This is a genomic window from Nocardioides sp. NPDC054178 (assembly GCF_055585005.1).
Genome location: NZ_JBVJKY010000006.1, coordinates 342,408 through 362,446, shown reverse-complemented (window position 1 = coordinate 362,446; position 20,039 = coordinate 342,408). Strand labels below are relative to the sequence as shown.

General features: G+C 70.3%; 19 protein-coding genes. 14 read left to right on the top strand and 5 right to left on the bottom strand.

Annotated elements, in window-relative coordinates; genetic code table 11:
• Positions 1 to 255: 255 nt before the first annotated feature.
• Positions 256 to 1,272, bottom strand: coding sequence for a LacI family DNA-binding transcriptional regulator (locus ACZ6WN_RS22505; RefSeq protein WP_465867757.1), 1,017 nt, complete (start codon positions 1,270 to 1,272; stop codon positions 256 to 258).
• Positions 1,273 to 1,415: 143 nt separating this feature from the next.
• On the opposite strand from ACZ6WN_RS22505, the gene ACZ6WN_RS22500 reads away from it, so the two are divergent.
• The gene (locus ACZ6WN_RS22500; RefSeq protein WP_465867756.1) at positions 1,416 to 2,360 is read left to right on the top strand and encodes an SDR family oxidoreductase; all 945 of its coding nucleotides are present in this window, start codon (positions 1,416 to 1,418) and stop codon (positions 2,358 to 2,360) included.
• 35 nt (positions 2,361 to 2,395) lie between these two features.
• Complete coding sequence (locus ACZ6WN_RS22495) at positions 2,396 to 3,544, top strand: TetR/AcrR family transcriptional regulator (RefSeq protein WP_465867754.1); 1,149 nt, start codon at positions 2,396 to 2,398, stop codon at positions 3,542 to 3,544.
• A gap of 31 nt (positions 3,545 to 3,575) precedes the next feature.
• Here ACZ6WN_RS22495 and ACZ6WN_RS22490 read toward each other — a convergent pair whose 3' ends face one another.
• Positions 3,576 to 4,790: an oxygenase MpaB family protein gene (locus ACZ6WN_RS22490; protein ID WP_465867752.1), complete on the bottom strand. Its 1,215-nt coding sequence runs from the start codon at positions 4,788 to 4,790 to the stop codon at positions 3,576 to 3,578.
• A 163-nt stretch (positions 4,791 to 4,953) separates the two neighbouring features.
• Between ACZ6WN_RS22490 and ACZ6WN_RS22485 the strand changes: the two genes are divergently transcribed.
• The 3 genes from ACZ6WN_RS22485 to ACZ6WN_RS22475 are packed head-to-tail and all read left to right on the top strand — an operon-like array spanning position 4,954 to position 8,104.
• Positions 4,954 to 6,555, top strand: coding sequence for a succinic semialdehyde dehydrogenase (locus ACZ6WN_RS22485; protein WP_465867750.1), 1,602 nt, complete (start codon positions 4,954 to 4,956; stop codon positions 6,553 to 6,555).
• Positions 6,556 to 6,557: 2 nt separating this feature from the next.
• Positions 6,558 to 7,031, top strand: a complete 474-nt coding sequence (locus ACZ6WN_RS22480; protein ID WP_465867748.1) for a DUF4334 domain-containing protein — start codon at positions 6,558 to 6,560, stop codon at positions 7,029 to 7,031.
• Complete coding sequence (locus ACZ6WN_RS22475) at positions 7,028 to 8,104, top strand: alcohol dehydrogenase catalytic domain-containing protein (protein WP_465867747.1); 1,077 nt, start codon at positions 7,028 to 7,030, stop codon at positions 8,102 to 8,104. The genes ACZ6WN_RS22480 and ACZ6WN_RS22475 overlap by 4 nt, the downstream gene beginning before the upstream one ends.
• On the opposite strand, the gene ACZ6WN_RS22470 is transcribed toward ACZ6WN_RS22475, so the two are convergent.
• The 3 genes from ACZ6WN_RS22470 to ACZ6WN_RS22460 are packed head-to-tail and all read right to left on the bottom strand — an operon-like array spanning position 8,082 to position 10,622.
• Entirely contained in the window at positions 8,082 to 8,780 is a 699-nt protein-coding gene (locus tag ACZ6WN_RS22470) for a GntR family transcriptional regulator (RefSeq protein WP_465867745.1), read from the bottom strand. The two genes, ACZ6WN_RS22475 and ACZ6WN_RS22470, sit on opposite strands and share 23 nt — an antisense overlap.
• Positions 8,771 to 9,619, bottom strand: a complete 849-nt coding sequence (locus ACZ6WN_RS22465; protein ID WP_465867744.1) for an amidohydrolase family protein — start codon at positions 9,617 to 9,619, stop codon at positions 8,771 to 8,773. The genes ACZ6WN_RS22470 and ACZ6WN_RS22465 overlap by 10 nt, the downstream gene beginning before the upstream one ends.
• 40 nt (positions 9,620 to 9,659) lie before the next feature.
• A complete protein-coding gene (locus ACZ6WN_RS22460) occupies positions 9,660 to 10,622 on the bottom strand; it encodes an ABC transporter substrate-binding protein (protein WP_465867743.1) in 963 nt (320 codons plus the stop codon).
• 265 nt (positions 10,623 to 10,887) lie between these two features.
• Here ACZ6WN_RS22460 and ACZ6WN_RS22455 point away from each other — a divergent pair, with 265 nt between their 5' ends.
• From ACZ6WN_RS22455 to ACZ6WN_RS22415, 9 genes are read left to right on the top strand one after another with little or no spacing between them, the layout of a single operon-like run.
• Positions 10,888 to 11,457 (top strand): SRPBCC domain-containing protein, encoded by a 570-nt coding sequence (locus tag ACZ6WN_RS22455; protein WP_465867741.1) that lies wholly within the window; start codon positions 10,888 to 10,890, stop codon positions 11,455 to 11,457.
• The gene (locus ACZ6WN_RS22450; protein WP_465867740.1) at positions 11,454 to 12,302 is read left to right on the top strand and encodes an HpcH/HpaI aldolase family protein; all 849 of its coding nucleotides are present in this window, start codon (positions 11,454 to 11,456) and stop codon (positions 12,300 to 12,302) included. Before ACZ6WN_RS22455 ends, ACZ6WN_RS22450 begins: the two co-directional genes overlap by 4 nt.
• Positions 12,303 to 12,332: 30 nt before the next feature.
• Positions 12,333 to 13,394, top strand: coding sequence for an amidohydrolase family protein (locus ACZ6WN_RS22445; protein WP_465867738.1), 1,062 nt, complete (start codon positions 12,333 to 12,335; stop codon positions 13,392 to 13,394).
• A complete protein-coding gene (locus ACZ6WN_RS22440) occupies positions 13,391 to 15,043 on the top strand; it encodes a thiamine pyrophosphate-binding protein (protein WP_465867736.1) in 1,653 nt (550 codons plus the stop codon). The genes ACZ6WN_RS22445 and ACZ6WN_RS22440 overlap by 4 nt, the downstream gene beginning before the upstream one ends.
• A gap of 3 nt (positions 15,044 to 15,046) precedes the next feature.
• A complete protein-coding gene (locus ACZ6WN_RS22435; protein WP_465867735.1) occupies positions 15,047 to 15,976 on the top strand; it encodes a hypothetical protein in 930 nt (309 codons plus the stop codon).
• Positions 15,977 to 15,981: 5 nt separating this feature from the next.
• Positions 15,982 to 16,896: a substrate-binding domain-containing protein gene (locus ACZ6WN_RS22430; protein WP_465867733.1), complete on the top strand. Its 915-nt coding sequence runs from the start codon at positions 15,982 to 15,984 to the stop codon at positions 16,894 to 16,896.
• Positions 16,896 to 17,762, top strand: coding sequence for an amidohydrolase family protein (locus ACZ6WN_RS22425; RefSeq protein ID WP_465867731.1), 867 nt, complete (start codon positions 16,896 to 16,898; stop codon positions 17,760 to 17,762). Before ACZ6WN_RS22430 ends, ACZ6WN_RS22425 begins: the two co-directional genes overlap by 1 nt.
• Before the next feature lie 44 nt (positions 17,763 to 17,806).
• Complete coding sequence (locus ACZ6WN_RS22420; protein ID WP_465867729.1) at positions 17,807 to 18,910, top strand: ABC transporter substrate-binding protein; 1,104 nt, start codon at positions 17,807 to 17,809, stop codon at positions 18,908 to 18,910.
• A 12-nt stretch (positions 18,911 to 18,922) separates the two neighbouring features.
• Entirely contained in the window at positions 18,923 to 20,011 is a 1,089-nt protein-coding gene (locus tag ACZ6WN_RS22415) for an ABC transporter substrate-binding protein (RefSeq protein ID WP_465867727.1), read from the top strand.
• Positions 20,012 to 20,039: the final 28 nt, after the last annotated feature.

The window sequence follows — 20,039 nt, the reverse complement described above, 5'->3', positions numbered from 1 at the left end:
CCTAGCCGACGCCTCGCCCGACCTAGCCGACGCCTCGCCCGACCTAGCCGACGCCTCGCCCGACCTAGCCGACGCTTCGGCCGACCAAGCAGACGGCTCGCCCGACCTAGCCGACGCCTCGCCCGACCTAGCCGACGCCTCGCCCGACCTAGCCGACGCCTCGCCCGACCTAGCCGACGCCTCGCCCGACCTAGCCGACGCCTCGCCCGACCTAGCCGACGGCTCGACCGACGTACGTGACGCCTCGGATGGCTGCTACTCGGGCTTGGGAGCGGCGGAGGAGCGGACTACGAGCTCCGGCGCGAGCAGGGCGGGGGTCTCGACGGTGCCCTCGGCGATGGCCTTGGTGGCGACCTCGACGGCGAGCTCGCCGAGGGAGGCGAAGTCCTGCCGGACGGTGGTCAGCGGCGGCCAGAGGTAGGCGGCGTCCGGGACGTCGTCGAAGCCGACGACGCTGACGTCCTGGGGGACCCGGCGGCCGGCCTCGTGCAGCGCGCGGATCACGCCGAGCGCCATCGAGTCGTTGGCGGCGAAGACGGCGGTGACCGAGGGGTCCTGGGCGATCACGGCCCCGGCCTCGTAGCCGCTCCTGCTCGACCAGTCACCGAAGATCTCGGGGCCGGGTTGCGCGCCGGCGTCGCGGAGCGCGGCCAGCCATCCCTCCCGGCGCTGCCGTGCGTCGATCCAGCCCACCGGACCGGCCACGTGGGCGATGTTGCGGTGGCCGAGGTCGAGCAGATACTCCGTGGCCAGCACGGCCCCGGCGTGCTGGTCGATCCCGACCGAGCGCACCCCGGCCGGCGGGTCGCTGTGGATCATCACGACCTCGACCGTCGAGGCGAGCTGGGCGACCAGGTCCTCGAACGACTGGTGCGAGACCCCGAGCAGCACGGCCTCGACCGCGTCGTCGAGAAGCGCCTCGATCGCCCGCTCCGCCGAGGTCGCCTCCAGGTGCGGCACCGGGCTCAGGATGACGTCGTAGCCCGCCTTCTGCCCGGCCTGGTGCACCGAGGCGGCCAGCGTGCCGGGGCCGTAGAGGTGCGGCTGGGTGTAGAGCAGGCCCAGGCGCCCCGAGCGCCGCGTCACCAGCGCCCGCGCCGACTTGTTGCGCCGGTAGCCCAGCTCGTCGATCGCGGCCAGCACCCGGTCGCGGGTCTCGCCGCGTACGGCATCGGAGCCGTTGACGACCCGGGACACGGTCTGGTGCGAGACCCCGGCCCGGGCCGCGACATCTGCCATGCTCGGCGCGTTCTTCGACTCAGGCGGGATCATGCTGTGATCCTAGGAGGCATCCTCGATCCCGTCGCGCATCCCCCACCCCGACAGGCCAGGCTGGGATCGAGAGACCCTGGATAGAGCCTCGAAACCCCCGGAGGATGGAGCCGAACCCGGATCCACCTACGAGGAGCAGACCGATGCCACGCCTACCCATCGACATCACGATTCCCGACCTGTCCGGCAAGCGAGCCCTGGTCACCGGCGCCAGCGACGGCATGGGTCTGGTGATGGCCACCCGGCTGGCCGCAGCCGGGGCCGAGGTCGTCCTGCCCGTCCGCAACCCCGGCAAGGGCGAGAAGGCGCTGACCACGATCCGCGGCCACGTCCCGGACGCCCGGATCTCGCTGCGCGACCTCGACCTGTCCTCGCTGTCCTCGGTCGCGGCGCTCGCCGAGACCCTGCTGGGCGAGGACCAGCCGTTCCACATCATGATCAACAACGCGGGTGTGATGACGCCGCCGGAGCGGCAGACGACCGCCGACGGGTTCGAGCTCCAGCTCGGCACCAACCACCTCGGCCACTTCGCCCTCGTCGCCAAGGTCCTGCCGCTGCTGCGAGCAGGTCGCGCGCGAGTCACCTCGCAGATCAGCATCGCCGCACGCCGGGGCGCGGTGAACTGGGACGACATCAACCGGGAGCGCGGCTACGACGGCGGCGCCGCCTACAGCCAGTCGAAGATCGCCTTCGGACTGTTCGGTCTGGAGCTGGACCGGCGCAGCAGGGCCAACGGCTGGGGCATCACCAGCAACCTCTCCCACCCCGGTGTCGCCCCGACGAACCTGCTGGCCGCGCGCCCGGAGATCGGCCGAGCGAACGACACGTTCGCCGTACGCCTGATCCGCGGGCTCTCCGCGCGCGGGATCCTCCTCGGCACCCCCGAGACCGCTGCCCTACCGGCGCTCCTGGCCGCGACGTCGCCCGAGGCGAGCGGCGGCCGGCTGTACGGCCCCAGCGGCCCGGGGCACCTCGGCGGACAGCCCGCCGAGCAGCCGCTCTACCGCCCGTTGGTCAGCACCGAGGACGCCGCCCGGCTCTGGGAGATCTCGGAGAACCTCACCAAGACCGCGCTGCCGACCAGCTGACCCACGTACGCCTCCGACATGGTTGACTCGGGCGCGTGAGCACGCGACCGCGCAACCGGCGCCAGCTGATCGTCGAGGCGGCGGGCAAGGTCTTCAGCGAGCGCGGCTACCACGCCGCCTCGATGGAGCAGATCGCCGCGGACGTCGGGATCACCGCGGCCGCCCTCTACCGGCACTTCCCGGGCAAGTACGACCTGTTCCGCGAGTGCGCCAACCTGCTCATCGACCACCTGCTCGAGGCGGTCTCCGGCCTGCCGGAGGGCGCGGATCTCGAGCGGGTGCTGCGTACGATCGCCGAGCTCACCGTCGACCACCGCAGCTACGGCGGCATCTACCGCTGGGAGTCGCGCTACCTGAGCACCGAGGACCTCGGCGAGATCAGGGTCAAGGTCGACCGCGTCGTCCGGCGGGTCGTGGCTGCTGCCGGCGGTGCGCCGGACCCGTCCGCCGAGGACCGGCTGCGGGCCGTCGCCGCGCTCGGCGCGATCGGCTCGATCACCACCCACCACGCCACCATGGCCAGGCGCCGGCTGGTCGACCTGCTCACCGAGGCCGCGCTCCGGGTGATCGCCACCGATGTCGCGACGCCACCCTCGTCCGGCTCGAGAAGTACGCCACCGGTCGAGGAGGCCCCGGCCTCCCGCACCCGCAGCGCCGAGATCCTCGCCGCCGCGATCCCGCTCTTCGCCCGCGACGGCTTCGCGAACGTCACCCTCGGCCGCATCGCCGAGGTGGTCGGGGTGGCCCCCTCCGCGCTCTACCGGCACTACCCGAGCAAGGTCGACATCCTCGCGGCCGCCTGCCTGCAGGCGGCGACGATGCTCGACCAGTCGGTCCGCGAGGCGCTGCGCGACCCCGGTGACGCGACCGCCGCGGTGGCAGCCCTGGCCCGGGCGTACGTCGACTACAGCTTCCGCCACCATCTGCTCACCCAGGTCGGCACGGCCGAGATCGCCGGACTGCCCGAGCCGCTGCGTACGCCGCTGATCCGGGCTCAGCGCGAGCACGTCGCCGTCTGGGAGGACCACCTGCTCGCCGCGCGGGGCGACCTCGACCCGCGCACGGCGCGGGTGCTGGTCCATGCCGGACTCGGCGTGGTCGCCGAGTCCGGCCGGCTGCTGCACTGGGAGGACGGCAACGAGGAGACCGTCACCGCCCTCCTGATGCGCGCGCTGGACCTGTGACGCCTGGGAGACCTGCGAGACCTGTGGGACCTCAGGAGGGACGGTTCATGTCGGGGATCTCGATCGGCGTCGTCTGACCCGACTCGCCGCCGTTGAGGAACGCCATCGCGAGCGCCCTCACGAACTGGTCGAAGAGGTAGTAGCTCCCCGGAAGGGCGTCGATCGTGCCCTCGCGGAACGCGATGTAGGCGGGCCAGCCGACCTTGATCAGCGCGGCGGAGGCGTAGTCGCGGCGCAGGTTGAGCCAGTTGGAGATCTGGTCGCCGAGGGTGTAGCGGACGAACTCGTTGAGGAACCCCCGGCTGACACCCAGGTCCACCGAGGACGGCAGCCCCAGGAGCGTCTCGGCAAGCTCCCTGCCCTCGGTGGTCGGCGCCAGGATCGGGTCGAGGACCTGCGCCGCCTGGGCGTACGCATCCGGCCACGAGCGCGGGATGAACTGGTCCTGGACCCCGAGCAGGGAGATCGCCACCTGCCAGGAGTGCAGGTAGGCCTCCTCCTCGGCGGGGGTCATCGGGATCCGCCACTCCTTGAACTTCTTGTGCACGAAGGTGCCGAGGCTGTGGAAGGTGACGAGGATGTCGCCGTTGCTGATCGGGATCTGGTTGTTCTCGGTGGCCCCGTCCTTCCAGTGCGGAAGCTGCGGCAGCAGGTGCCGTACGGCCGCGTGCACCATCCGGGTCTTGTTGGCCGTGACCACGAACTGGCCCTGGGGCTCGAAGGCGTGCAGCTGGGCCAGGTCGTAGCCGAAGGTGAAGGTCTTGGCGGCGCGGTCCTGCATGTCGGCGCCACCCTTGGACCAGTAGACCGACCGGGCCTCGCGCGGGATGACGGTGCTCATGATGCCGCTGCCGACGCTGTAGAGCGCGAAGAAGTAGGTGTCCTTGCGGCGGTTGAAGTCGGCGGCCAGGGTCAGCTTGTCCATGTCGGCCCACGCCGGCAGCGTGTTGACGTCGCGCAGGTAGGCGGTCAGGTCGGCGGGGAGGCCGGTGGGCAGCGGGTCGTTGTTGTCGACCCACGGGCGGATGGCGGTGTTGACCGCGGACACCTGGCCGTTGTCGAGCACCGACTTCATGATCGCGTCGATCCGGTCGTCCCAGACCCACTGCGGGTCCGCATACGTGTCGGTGCCGGCGATCGACCCGGTCGACGCCCAGCTCCCGGCGGGTGCGACGGCTTCGCCGATGCCGACGAAGCCCAGCGCCGCGGCCAGCGATATGAAACCCCTACGACTGAGATCTTCCATTGACTTACCTTCCGCTTGAAGGGGATCCGCTCGGCCATCTGGGGGTCGACGCGAATGTGATTCCTGATTAACATACGGGCAGTGACGCGCGTCACGCAATGGCCCTCGCCGCCTCATCGCGACGGTCGGGCAAATTGTTGATTCGGACGAGAGATGGGCTGCCATGACGACCAGAGAAGACCTCGCCGCACCTGTCACGGGGTCGGCGTTCCGGCCCGAGTGGCTGACCGAACCCGTCCTCGACGACCTGCGTGCCCGGGTCCGCAGCGGTGCCGGCGAGGCCCCTCCGGACGTGGCCGGCCTGGCACCCTTCGACCTGCTGCCGACCGCTCCGGTGCCGAGCTCGTCGGCCCTCGACGTGACCGAGGCCGTCGCGCGCGGCCGGGTCGCGCAGCGGTCGTGGGCCGGGTTGTCACCCGCACGGCGGCGCCAGGTCGTGCTCGCCTTCCACGACCTCCTCATCGAGCGCCAGGACGAGGTCTTGGACCTGATCCAGTGGGAGACCGGCAAGTCCCGCTTCCACGCCTGGCAGGAGATCGCCCAGGTCGCCACCATCGCGCGCCACTACGCCCGCCGCGCCCGCCGCTACCTCGCCGGCAACCGCGTGCGCGGCATGGTCCCGCTGCTGACCAAGGTGACCGAGGTGCGCGTCCCCAAGGGGGTCGTCGGGATCATCTCGCCCTGGAACTACCCGCTCTACCTCGGCGTCGGTGACGTGCTCCCCGCGCTGCTGGCCGGCAACACGGTCGTATCCAAGGCCGACCCGCAGACCCCGCTCACGATGCTGTGGACCCACGCCCTGCTCGCCGAGGCGGGGCTGCCGGCCGACGTGTGGCAGATCGTCGTCGGCGACGGTGTCCCGGTCGGCACCGCACTGGTCGAGGAGGCCGACTTCGTCTGCTTCACCGGGTCCACCGCGACCGGGCGGGCCGTCGCCGAGCAGGCCGGGCGCCGGCTGGTCGGGGCCTCGCTCGAGCTCGGGGGCAAGAACCCGCTCATCGTGCGGGCGGACGCCGATGTCGACAAGGCCGTGGCCGGGGCGGTTGCGGCTGCGTACGCCAACACGGGGCAGATGTGCATCAGCATCGAGCGGATCTATGTGCACGAGTCACGCTACGACGACTTCCGCGACGGCTTCGTCGCAGCGACCGCGGCCCAGCGGATCGGCCAGGCCCTCGACTTCTCCGTGGACCTCGGGCCGCTGGTCTCCCAGCGGCAGCTCGACGCCGTCACCGCCCACGTCGAGGACGCGGTGGCCCAGGGCGCGACCGTGCTCACCGGCGGCCGGCCCCGGCCCGACCTCGGACCGCTCTGCTTCGAGCCGACGGTCCTGGAGGGCGTCACCCCGGCGATGCGCGTCTACGCCGAGGAGACCTTCGGGCCGGTCGTCGCGCTCTACCCGTTCCGTACGGACAGCGAGGCGATCTCGCTCGCCAACGAGGGCTGCTACGGCCTGTCGGCCTCGATCTGGTCGCGTGACACCCGCGAGGCAGCGCGGCTTGCGCCGCAGATCCGTGCCGGGTCGGTCAACATCAACGACGGCGCCGCGGCGGCCGCCGGCAGCATCGAGGCCGGGATGGGCGGCATGGGTGAGAGCGGCCTCGGTCGCCGCCACGGCGCCGAGGGGATCCGGAAGTTCACCGAGTCGCAGACCGTCGCGATCCAGCGGCTGATCCCGCTCGGCGCCGCCCCTGGCAAGGCCGAGCCCTTCGTGCACTCGACCAACAAGCAGCTCACGCTCATGCGCAAGATCGGAGTCCGGTGATGGTGACCCTGCAGACAGCCGTACGTTTCCACGAGCTCCGCGCGGTCGAGGGCCCCGTCGACCCGGCCGAGCTCGACAAGGTGTGGGCGGGCCTCGACGCCGTCGCCGCCTCGGCGATCCTCGGCTCGTGGCGCGGCTTCGCGTTCTCGACCGGGCACCCGATCGAGAAGACCCTCGCCACCAGCAGCTGGCACGGCAAGCGGTTCGACGCCCTCGACGACGCGAAGCCGCTCATCTGCCGGGCCGAGGACGGCTCGCTCTACTCCGACGTGAAGTCCGGACGCGGCGAGGCGAGCCTGTGGAACGTCGAGTTCCGCGGGGAGGTCACCGCGACCATGGTCTACGACGGGATGCCGGTCCTCGACCACTTCAAGCGGGTCGACGGCGACACCCTGATGGGGATCATGAACGGCAAACCTGCCGTCGTCCTCGACCCGGCCGGCCGACACTTCTACTTCGGGCTGGAGCGCGCATGAGCGGCGGCGGAACCGCGACCCAGGTGCTGCTCACCCGCGGCACCGACACCCCGGCCGAGCTGGTGGCCGCGCGGCTGGACACGCCTCGCGACGACGAGGTGCTCGTCCGGATCGAGGCGGTCGGCCTGTGCCACACCGACCTCGCCACCCGGGCCGCGCTGGGCGCCACCCCGGCCGTGCTCGGGCACGAGGGGTGCGGCATCGTCGAGCAGGTCGGCGCGGCGGTCTCCACTGCCTCCGGCATCCGGGTCGGCGAGCGGGTGGTGCTCTCCTTCCGCTCCTGTGGTTCCTGCGAGCGCTGTCTCGGCGGCGCTCCGGCCTACTGCGAGCAGGCCCAGCGGCTCAACAACGCCGGGCGCCGCCCCGACGGCAGCGCCACGATCACCGTGGACGGCCGACCGGTCTACGCCTCGTTCTTCGGGCAGTCCTCCTTCGCAGGCCATGCGCTGGTGGCGGCCGACGCCTGCGTACCCGTCGGGGAGGTGGCGCCCGAGGTCGCGGCTCCCCTCGGCTGCGGGTTCCTGACCGGTGCGGGCGCCGTGCTCAACGTGCTCCGTCCCGGGCCCGGCGACCGGCTGCTCGTGGTCGGCGCCGGCGGCGTGGGGGCCGCGGCCGTCCTCGCGGCGCGTTCCGAGGGGGTGGAGGTGGTCGTCGTGGAGCCGCTGGCCTCCCGTCGCGAGCTGGTCGCCTCGTTCGGGGCGAAGGCCTGTGAGTCCCTCGACGACCTGGCCGGTCCCGGGATCAGTCACGCGCTCGACACCACCGGCCGCCCCGAGGTGACCGACCGGGTCCTCAGCCTCCTGGACCCGCTCGGCCTCCTGGCCGTGGTCGGGCTGGGCCCGGCGCGAGCAGAGATCGACGTACGCCGCCTGATGCTGCGCGGGCTCACCCTCCGTGGCTGCGTGGAGGGCGACGCGGTCCCCCGTGACCTCGTTCCCGAGCTGCTCCGCCGCCATGCCGCCGGCACGCTCCCCCTCGACCGCCTGGTCACCACCTTCCCGCTGGCCGAGTGGGATGCCGCGGTCGCCGAGCAACGTGCCGGCCGAGTGCTCAAGCCCGTACTGCTCCCGTGACCCCGCTGTTGAGGAGCAGGGCCCGCCTGGCTGAGGAGACGTGGTGGCGCATCGCCGCAGCCGCGGCATCGGCGTTACGCGTCTGGACTGCGGCCAGGATGGCGTGGTGCTCCTCGAGCGAGTTGGCGCGGGGGTGCGAGCGGGTCTGGTCCCGGAACTGGCGCATGACCAGGGGGTAGGCCAGCTGGTCGACGAAGCCGGCGAGGATGGGGCGGCGGGCCGACTCCCGGATGTGCTGGTGGAAGCGGCGGTTCAGCTGGGAGTAGGTGTTGGCGTCCGAGGAGTACTTCGCGGTGCCCATCTCCTCCCAGATGGATCTGAGCACCGCGATCTCCTCCTCCGTCGCCAGCTCCGCACACTTTCCCGCCAGGGCGGACTCGAGGACCTCACGGGCCTCGAGCACGTTGGCTGCCTCCTCGACGGTGAAGACCCGGGTCCGGACGCCGCGGTTGGGTTCCCGGGTGAGGTAGCCCTCCTGAGCCAGCCGCTGGACCACCGACCGCACGGTGCCGCGCGAGACCTCGAGGACGCCGGTCAGCTCCGCCTCGGTCAGGCGCGCGTTCGGCTCGAAGTGACCGGAGACGATGAGGTTGCGGAGGTCCTGGTAGGCCTGCACGTGCCGGCTCGACGGGTCGTGCTGGTCCGTTGCGGCCGCCGCCCGGAGGCTCAGGTCCATGAGTACAGCCGGCGGGTCGTTCCCGACATGATCATCTCGCGGTCGGCGCCTTCGAGCGGCGCCAGCGTCTCCTGCGCCAGCTCCACCAGCTCGGCGAGCGGCTGCTCGGCCGCGGGACAGTTGGATCCCCACGCGATCCGGCGCGCCCCGTACGCCTCGATGACCGGGCCCAGGAACTCGCTCGCTGCCGAGGTACCGATCTGCTGCAATCCCTCGAGCGTTCGGTGGGTGAGCTTGAGGTGGAGGCCCTCCGCACCGGCGAACTCGGTCACCAGACGCGCCGCCTCGGAGGGCGAGGAGACCACGTCGGGGTAACCGAAGTGGTCCAGGAGGAGCACGACCTCAGGGTGCCGGCTCAACAGCGCCGCCAGAGCCGGACGCGTCTCCTCGCTCAGCCGGAGCTGGAGGCACACCGGGACGCCCGAGGTCGCCGCCGCCGACCAGAACGGGTCGGCTGCCCTGTCCACGAACCAGAGCCCCTGCTCGGCCACCGTGCTGCCGGTGGTGAACAGCCGCACCCCCGCCAGCCCCGCCGCGACCTCCTTCTCCAGGCGCTCGGGAGCCTCCGAGGCCAGCGGGTCGAAGGTGCCGACCGCGATGAACCGGTCCGGCCGGCGCCGCGCCGACTCGATGACGTAGGAGTTGTCATAGCCGTACGCGGTGGTGGCCTGCACCAGCACGGACCGGTTGACGCCGGCGTCGTCCATGAGGGCGAGCAGACCCTCCGCGGTGACGGGGCGGGTGCTCGCCCACGCCGACTGCTTGCCGCCCAGCGGCGATCGGGGGTAGGCGTCGGTGTCAGGTGAGATGACGTGGGTGTGGCTGTCGACGATGTCCATGGGACTCCTTCGTGAATCGGTGGGTGGGTTCGGTCAGGGGTCAGCTGTCGGGGTAGTCGCCGGGCGCGAACAGGCTCTCCCCCGGCTCGGTGTCGATGAGGCCCTGGGCCTTGCTGAACCGTTGCAACGCGGCGATGGAGGGCGCGTTCGACGAGATGCCGTACGGGATCGGATCCCCGCCGACCATCACGCCCTGCCTGGCGAGCCGCGGCAGGGCCGTGAAGTCGGGGTCCTCGGCCACCGCGATCCGCTTGGCCTCGGCGAAGGCGGCGTAGAGCCTGGTCGGGAGCTCGGGATCCTTCTCGACCAGCTCGGAGCGGACCACCACGAGCGAGTGCAGCGGGTAGATCCCGGTGCGCAGGTAATGGTCGCGTTCGATGACCTCACGGTCGCCGAACAGCGGATAGGTCACGGGTTCAGCCTCCACCGCTGACTCCCAGCCGTCCTTCGGGTTGCCAGCACGTCCTGTCCCGGCGTTGCCGGTGAAGGCCGCGTCGATCTCGTTCGCCGCCAGATGCTCGCTCAGCGACCGCTCGTCCTGGACACGCTCGACATTGGCAGGGGCGCGTCCCTCGACGTGATCGTCGTCGTCGACGACCCAGGTGACCTGGCTCAGGTCGACGCCGTAGTCGTCCTCCAGGACACCGCGGGCCCAGACCCCTGTGCTCACCGAGTAGGCCCGTACGCCCACCCGTCGGCCCTCCAGGTCGCGCGGAGCGGTGATGCCGGAGGTGGGCGAGCACTGGACGTCACCGTGGTGGAAACGCCGGTTGAGGAAGACGGGGATCGCGGTCAGTGGCACCCCTGCCTCACACGCCATCAGGTAGGAGACCGGGGCGAGCTCGCAGACGTCGAACTCCACGTCGCGGATCATCCGGCGGTACGCGGCGATGATCGGTCGCACCTCCACGGGCTTCACGACATAGCCCTCCACGGGCACACGGCCCTCCAGTACGCCATCGCTGTGACCGTAGCCACCCAACGCGATTGTCAACGATTCCATGGATCCTCCAACTCGATTGTTTGACAATATGGAGACCGTAGCACGGCCGTCGAATGTCCGTCACCCATGGCTTAGACGCGACTTCCACCGCGGACGAGCGTGCGATCCACGCTCAACCACGCCCGAATCAGCAGTAGCTGAAGAATATTTTGTGGCGCCCTTCACATCTGCGATCAAGGCTGGTAGCGTCCCCGCCAGTTACAGATTGTTAGACAAAACGAGATCAGGGAGTCGGAGATTGATCACAATCGCGGAACGTGTGGCGGTGCCACACCCACCCAAGATCGTCTGGGAGGTGCTCTCCGACCCGGCCAAGGTCGTTGCCTGCATCGACGGGTCCGAGCTGGGTGAGCAGCACGACGACGGCAGCTTCGACGCCCGCCTGACGGTCAGGTTCGCGGCGATCAAGGTGCCCTTCTCGGCACGGGTCGCGCTGGATCTGGACGACGCCGAGCACATCGGCACCCTCGAGGCCCACGGCTCCGACAGCCGCGGCTCCACCCGGGTGCAGGGTCAGGCCCGCTTCACCGTCGTCGCGGTCGAGGCCGGCTCCGAGGTCGTCATCGACGGCGACGTGGACATCACCGGTCAGCTCGCCTCGCTCATCACCACGGGCGCGACCGTGGTGGTCGAGCGGATGACGCGCTCGTTCGCCGAGGAGCTCACCCAGGCCTGCGCCGAGCAGGACCCCGCGACGCGTACGGCGGCACTGGAACGCTCCGCCGAGCGGGCCGAGCGAGGCTTCGTCGCCTGGCTGCGCAGGGGCTGGCAGCGCCTGCGCACGGTATTCGGGTCATCGCGGGCCGCCGGCACCGGAAGGAGGGCCGGCGCATGACGCGGCTCAACCCGGTCATCGACCTGCTCTCACGCGGCGAGAGGGTCTTCGGAGGCTTCGTCTCGCCCGAGCCGACCGCCGCCGTCGCCACTCGCGGGGTCGGCTACGACGCGGTGGTCTTCGAGGCGGAGCACAAGCCCTGGGACGTACCGGCTCTCAAGGACGCCTTCCAGTACCTTCTGGACCGCCGTCAGATCGTCGAGAGCGGCAGCATCGCGCCACCGGTCGCGCCGCTGGTTCGAATCCCGGCCAACGGCGGCGAGCGGTCCCAGTGGCACGCGAAGCAGGCCCTCGACCTGGGCGCGTACGGCATCATCTGGCCGCACGTCGACACCGTCGAGGACGCCCGCAACGCGGTGGCGGCCTGCCGCTACCCGCGGATCGATCGCCCCGACAGCGAGCCCGCCGGACTGCGCGGTGACAGCCCGGCCTGGGCGGCTCGCTACTGGGGTGTGACGACCGCGGAGTACTACGAGCGGGCCGACGTATGGCCGCTGGCTCCCACCGGCGAGCTCCTCGTGGGGCTGATGATCGAGAGCGTCGAGGCCGTCGAGAATCTCGACGCGATGCTCGAGCAGGTGCCCGGCATCGGCCTGATCCTCATCGGCGAGGGCGATCTGAGCCAGGAGCTCGGCGTGCCCCGCCAGTACGAGCACCCGACGGTCCTCGAGCACAAGGACCGAGTCCTCGAGATCTGCGCGAAGCACGGAGTCGCCGCCGGCCATCCGCACGTCACCGAGAAGAACGTCGAGCAGGTCATCGAGCAGGGCTACCGGCTGCTCCTGACCGCCCCGGTCGTACGCCACCCGGGCCTCGACCGCGGCCGTGCCCTGGCCGGCCGCTGAACAGCCCGGATCCCCGAGGAGACCACCCAGATGTACATCGACTGCCACACCCACTTCACCACCGTTCCCGACGCCCTCAAGCAGTGGCGCGACCGTCAGATCGAGGAGTACGAGCAGCACGGCCGCCACCTCTCCCCCGACGGCCTCGAGATCCCCGACGAGGATCTGGCCGCCGCCCTGACTCAGGGGCAGCTCCTGCTCCAGGCCGAGCACGGGATCGACCTGGCCCTGCTCTCTCCGATCGCCGGGAAGATGGCTCACCACTACGGCGACCAGGAGACGAGCACGACCTGGTCGCGACTGGCCAACGACACCGTCCACCGGGCGGTCGAGCTGTTCCCGCAGAGCTTCGTCGGTGTGGCCCAGCTGCCACAGTCGCCGGGCTCGCCGGTCGACGCCTGCGTCGAGGAGCTGCGCCGCTCTGTCGAGGAGCTCGGGTTCGTGGGCTGCAACCTGAACCCCGACCCTTCCGACGGGAGCTGGGCGGCGCCGCCGATCACCGACCGTTCGTACTACCCGCTCTACGAGGCCATGGTCGACCTCGGCGTACCAGCGATGGTGCACGCCTCGATGTCCGCCAACCCCGCCGTGCACGGCACCTGCGCGCACTACCTCAACGGGGACACCACCGCGTTCATGCAGCTGATCTCCTCGGACCTCTTCAAGGACTTCCCGGACCTCAAGCTGATCCTTCCCCACGGCGGCGGAGCGGTGCCGTACCACTGGGGCCGCTACCGCGGAGTGATGCTCGACCAGGGCCGGGGCGAGCTGCTGGACATCGTCGGCGACAACATCTTCTTCGACACCTGCGTCTACTGGCGCCGCGGCATGCAGCTCCTGCTCGAGACCGTGCCCACCTCGAACATCCTGTTCGCCTCCGAGATGATCGGCGCCGTACGCGGCATCGACCCGGACACCGGCCGACGGTTCGACGACACCCGCGCCCTCCTGGACTCGCTGGAGGGACCGAGCGAGACCGACCTCGCCGACATCGCAGCCGGCAACGCCCTACGCGTCTTCCCGCGCCTCGCCGCTGCCCTCGAGCAGCGCGGCATCTCCACCACCAACAACCTGGAAGGGGCATCGCTGTGAAGGTCTACGAGGCTCTGGCCGAAGCGTTCGTCGCCGAAGGCACGACGACCGTATTCGGGATGATGGGCGACGCCAACATGCACTGGATGAACGCCATGGCCGAGCGCGGCGTCGAGCTGCTCGAGGCGCGCCACGAGGGCTCGGGGCTGGCGATGGCCGACGGCTGGGCCCGCGGCACCAACACCCCCGGGGTCGCCAGCACGACCAGCGGACCGGGCGTGACCCAGCTGGCGACCAGCCTGGTCTGCGCCAGCCGGGCGCGTACGCCGCTGGTGCTGTTCTGCGGTGAGGCTTCCCGTGGAGACCTGACCGCGACGCAGTACCTCGACCAGCAGAAGTTCGCCGAGGGCGTCGAATGCGGGTTCGTGCACGTGCTCACCCCGGCCAAGGCGCAGGATGCGGTCCGCCGCGCCTTCTGGCTGGCCCGGACCGCCTCGCGGCCGGTCATGGTCAGCGCACCCAACGACGTCCAGCTGGCCGAGTATGACGGGGCACCCGTCTACGTCCCCTCGACCCAGCTCGTCGACATCGCCCCGCGTATCCCGGACCCGTCGCGGATCCGCCAGGCCGCCACGATCATCGAGGACAGCAAGCGCGTGGTCGTGCTCGTCGGACGCGGCGCCCGTGCGGCCGACGTCGGCGACGAGGTCCTGGAGCTGACCGCCCTGACCCACGGCATGGTCGCCACGACTCTCCAGGTGAAGAACTGGCTGCGCGACCGGACGCCCTACTACGCCGGCATCTCGGGCCTCTACGGCACCCAGACCGCTCACGAGCTGCTCCAGGAGGCCGACTGCGTGATCGCGGTCGGGGCCAGCCTGAACCAGTTCACCACCGAGCACGGCTACCTCTACCCCGCCGCCCGGATCATCCAGCTCGACCACGCCGAGCAGGTCGTCACCGGCACCGGCCAGCCCGTCAACTGCTACGTCCGCGGCGACGCACGCGCCTCACTCGACCAGCTGCTCGACGCGCTCCGGGGTGGAGAGCCCCGCACCGAGGGCTATCACACCAGCGACATCGCGAACCGGCTCGCCGAAGCCGACATCCTCCGGGAGCCCTTCCATCAGGAAGACGGCAGGCTCGACCCGCGCGAGGTCGTCCTCGAGCTCGACCAGCTGCTGCCCGAGAGCCTCCCGATGATCCTCGGCAGCGGTCACCAGGTCGACTTCGGCACGATGCTCTTCACCAAGCCGCGCGAGATCGTCACCAACTACGGGATGTTCGGCGCGATCGGCCAGGCACCGCTGATCACCATGGGCTGGAGCCTCGGACGCGGCAAGCAGCCCACGGTCGTGATCGAGGGCGATGCGAGCTTCATCATGCACCTGGCCGAGTTCGACACCGCGGTCCGCTACGGCTGGCCGGTCCTCGTCATCGTCATGAACGACGAGGCCCTCGGCGCCGAGTTCCACAAGTCAGCCGCCCACGGGCTCCGCCCAGAGCTCACCGCCATCCCCTCCCCCGACCTGGGCGCGGTCGCCACCGCCATGGGCGGCCGAGGCCTCACCGTGCGCAGCATCGCCGACCTCTCGCTGGCCGTCGGCGCCTTCGTATCCGACCCCGCCCCCACGGTTGTGGACGTACGCATCAGCCGCGAAGTGCTCAGCGTGCCCTACCGCCGCCTCCACTTCGCCGAGGACGTCTGAGCCATGACCGACACCACCACAGACATCGAGACCGCCATGGAGATCCTGATCAACGACCCGGTCCTGGAGAAGGCGGCCGTCTCGGCGCTCGCCGACGCCGACGGCATCGGCCCCGTGACCGCCTCCACCCTCCGGCCGGTGCACAACGGCTTCCGCGCCTTCATCGACAGCGCCAGCTATGAGGTGAGCGAGATCGCCATCGTCACGCTGCTGCAGGCCGTGGCGCAGGACAAGGACATCCTCCTCCTTCCCCTGACCGCGCTGGGCAGGCACCAGCACCAGACCCTGATCAGCATCGACCCGATCGAGCTCGCCGACCTCGCCGGCCGCACCGGCGGCGTACGTGCCTGGAGCCAGACCACCGGCGTCTGGGTCCGCGGGATCCTTGCCGAGACGTACGGCGTCGACCTTTCCTCGGTCACCTGGCGCACCTACAGCAGGGGGCACGTGCCCGAGCTGCTGGAACCCGACTTCGTGGTCCCGGCCGAGTCGGGCGCCTCCTTGGCCGACGACCTCCTCACCGGAAGGGTCGACTTCGCCATCATGGGCAACGACCGGCCCGACGATCCCCGGGTCCGCAGCATCATCCCCGACCCGACGGCCGCTGCCCGGGCGTGGGCCGCCGAGGTCGGCTTCGTGCCGATCAACCACCTCTTCGCCGTGCGCGGCAGCACCGCCCGAACGGCTCGCGACGGCATCCTCGCGACCTACGACGCACTCGCCGCCGAGCTGAACGACCGCAACGCCCAGCAGTCCGACAAGCTTGGGCCGCCGCTCCACCCCGTCGGCTTCGAGGCCCTCCGGCCGGCCGTCACCGCGGCCTCCAGGTTCGCCTTCGACCAGGGTCTGCTGCCCAAGCCGGTCGACTTCGACGAGCTGGTCGCCGCCACGTCCTCTGCCCTGGGCGTCGGTCCGGAACGGCTCGGGGGATGAGTCAGATGTCCTCACCACTCACGATCGCCCTTCGCGACTACCCCCACACCCGCCCGCTCCTCGACGGCACCATCCCGATCGAGGGCCACGAGGTGGACTACGCCGACGTCGAGCCGATCAACCACGCGTTCGCCCCCATGGTCCGCGAGCTCCGCTACGACGTGTGCGAGATGGCCATCGCCACCCTCTTCCAGGCCATCGAGGCGGGCGTGCGGGTCTCTGCGCTGCCGGTCGTGCTGCACGGCAACTTCCACCACCGCTCCCTGTGGGCGTGGGGCGATCAAGACCTCCGCCCCGAAGACCTGCGCGGCCGCCGGGTCGGCGTACGTGCCTACAGCCAGACCACCGGCCTGTGGGTCCGTGGCGTGCTGAGCGAGGTCTACGGCGTAGCGTCGAAGGACATCACCTGGGTGACTACCGAAGGAGCCCACGTCGAGACCTATGCGGAGCCGGCCAACGTCGAGCGCACCGACGCCAAGCTCGTCGACGCGCTGCGGTCCGGTGACGTCGAGGCCGTCGTGATGGGAACCCGGTCGGCCGACCACGTGGACGGTCTGGTCCCCGTCGTGACCGACTGGCAGGAGCAGCAGCAGGCCTGGCTGAACGAGCGTGGCTGGGTCCCGATCAACCACGTCGCCGTCGTCCGCACCGACCTGCTCGAGGACGACCCCGACGCCGTCGCCTCGGTCTACCGCGCCCTCACCGCTGGCATCGAGCACGCCCGCCCTCCCGAGCCGGGCAACACCACCCGCGAGCTGGTCGTCGAGCACGGCATCACCGACCGTCTCCTCGCCACCCTCGACACCGCGATCCGCTATGCCCGCGAGCAGCAGGTCATCCGCACCGACCTGCGCGCCCGCGACCTCTTCGCCGCCTTCGAGAAGCATCTGGGCACATCCCTCGACCACAAGGACCGCTGATGGACTACTTCGACACCCACACCCACGCGATCTCCCCGGACGCCACGGCCTATCCCCCGGCGCCGCTCGGCGGCACCCGCTCCGCCTGGTCCCAGGATCGTCCGGTCGACATCGACGGGCTGCTTCGCGCGCTCGACGAAGCCGGCATCGAACGCGCCGCGCTGGTCCACGCCTCGACCGTCTACGGCTTCGACAACTCCTACGCCGCCGACGCCCTGGCCGCGCACGCCGACCGTCTGGTGGGCGTCTGCGCCGTCGACTTCCTGTCCGAGACCGCGGTCGACGACCTGCGCGGCTGGATCGAGGACCGGGGGTTCTCCGGCGTACGCATCCGGGTCTCGGACGGCACCACGAAGGTCCCCACCCCCGGATCAGGTGTCTCCGACGAGCGCATGGCCAAGGTCTGGGAGTACGTCGCCGACCAGCACGTGCCGGTGTGCATCCAGATGCACTCGAAGGACACCCCCAAGCTCCTCGAGGTCCTCCGCGTCCATCCGGACCTCACCATCCTGCTGGACCACCTGGGCCGCCCGAACGCCACCGGCGGAGCTCCGTACCCGCTGCTCGACGAGCTCGGCCGGCTGGCGGCGTACGCCGGGGTGCATCTCAAGATCACCCCGCCGGCCCTCAAGCGCCTCGACGAGACGCCCGAGGCGGACACCAGCGAGGTCCTCGAGCGGCTGATCGACACATTCGGTGCCCACCGGATCATGTGGGGCTCCAACTTCCCAGCCTCGGCCGGCACGCTCGCCGGTCTGCGTGATGACATCGAGGAGCGCTTGGGGTTCCTCGGCGAAGACGCCCTCACCGGCGTCCTCGGCGGCAACGCCGGACGGATCTACGACGCGGCCACGGTCGCCCGATGAGCACCATCAGCCAGGGGCCTCGGTCCCACCCCCAAGGAGGAACCATGACCACCATCTCGAACTCCGCGACGACCAGGCGCGGTCGTCTCGGCCGGCTCTCTGTGCTGGCCGGGGTGCTCTCCCTCGCCTGTGGCGCGCTCGCCGCCTGTGGCGGGGACGCGTCCTCGGCGGCCGACCTCCCCAAGTCGCTGGACACGCTGGTCGAGCAGGCCAACGAGGAGGGCGAGGTCGAGTGGTCGGCCCCCAAGCCCATCGAGCAGATGCAGCCCGCCATCGACCTGTTCGAGAAGAAGTACCCCGACATCGAGGTCAACTACACCAACACCAAGGCGCCCGACCAGGTCAACCAGATCAAGGTCGAGCAGTCTGCCGGCAAGGTCTCCGTCGACGTCGCGAACGCGGGCGGCCTCACCGTCATCCCCTCGCTCGCCATGGCGGACGACGTCTCCTGGAGCGACTACGGCATCGAGGACGAGAACGTCTTCGAGAAGAAGATGGTCTACATCTGGTCGGTGCCCAAGGTCTGGGCCTACAACACCGACAAGGTCTCCGCCGCCGACGTCCCGAAGACCTGGGAAGACCTGCAGGACCCACAGTGGTCCGGGGGCAAGATCTCGGCCGAAGCCCGATCCTCGTTCATGACGGTGTGGGACCTGGACCCCTCCCTCGGCGAGGACAAGGCGGTCACCTGGGCCAAGGAGTTCGCCGGCCAGAAGCCGCACTTCACTCCCACCACGACCGAGTCGCACGCGCTCATCGAGTCCGGCCAGGTCGACCTCGGGACCAGCCTCATCAACCTCGTCCTCGATGCGAAGGACAACGGCGCCCCGATCGAGATCGCGCCGATCACGCCTACCAACGCCAACGAGAGCTACCTGTACGTCCCGGACGGTGCGCCCCACCCGGCGGCCGCGGTGCTCCTCACCTCCTTCCTCTCCAGCAAGGAGGCCCAGGCCGCTCTGGCAAAGACGTACAACTCCCGAATCCCGGTCGACACCGACTGCTCCGACCCCGGGCAGACGACCGTCCTGCAGGCCATGTGCGACGCGAAGATCGAGTGGTTCGCGACGCCCGACATCGACGCGTACACGAAGCTCACCGAGTTCTTCCCCCAGGCCGAGAAGGCCCTGGGGACCAACGCCAGCTAGCGAGGAGGACCCATGCGACGCAATGTGACCACACGTCACCTGAACCCACGTCACCTCGCCACGACGTGCGCCCTGCTCGCGATCGCCGCAACCCTGACCGCGTGCGGAGGCAGCACCGAGGCCGCCGAACTGCCGACCTCCACCGCAGACCTGGTCGCCCAGGCCGAGGAGGAGGGCGAGGTCAACTGGGCATCGTGGAACCCCGAGGACCAGATGCAGCCGGCGATCGACCTGTTCGAGAAGAAGTACCCCGGGATCCAGGTCAACTACTCCAACATCAAGGCACCTGAGCAGATCAGCCAGATCCAGGTGGAGCAGCAGGCGCGCAAGGTCTCGATCGACGTCGCCAACGCCGGCGGACTCACCGTCGCTCCGGCGACGAAGCTCGCCGGGGACGTCGACTGGTCGGCGTACGGCGTCGACGACGAGTACGTCTTCGAGGACGACTTCGTCTACGTCTGGGCCACCCCGAAGGTCTGGGCCTACAACACCGACAAGGTGAAGCCCACGGACGTCCCGCACACCTGGGACGACCTCCTCGAGCAGAAGTGGGCGGGCGGGCAGATCTCCGCGGAGTCCCGCGGCTCCTTCATGACCGTGTGGGACCTCGACGAGTCGCTCGGCGATGAGGCGGGTCTGGACTGGGCGACCAGCTTCGCGAAGCTCGACCCCCACTACTCGCCCTCGCTCACGCAGGCGGCCGCCCCGGTCGAGTCCGGTGAGGTCAGCGTCGGGACCAGCCTCATCAACCTGGTGCTGGCCGCGAAGGACCGCGGCGCCCCGGTGGAGGTCGCGCCCGTGTCGCCCACGAGTGCCAACGAGTCCTACCTCTATGTCCCCGACGGTGCCCAGCACCCGGCTGCCGCCGTGCTGCTCACCTCCTTCCTCTCCTCGGACGAGGCTCAGCAGGTGCTCGCCAAGAGCTACAACTCCCGGATCCCGGTCGACACCGACTGCTCGAATGCCGAGGACGGCGCCGTGGTCAAGGCGATGTGCCAGGCGAACCTCGAGTGGTATGGCGCGGAGTCGATCAAGACCTACCAGGACCTGGCCCAGTTCTACCCGGACGTCGAGAAGGCGCTCGGGACGAACGTGAGCTAGCGGTCGAAGGAGCACAACGACGATGACA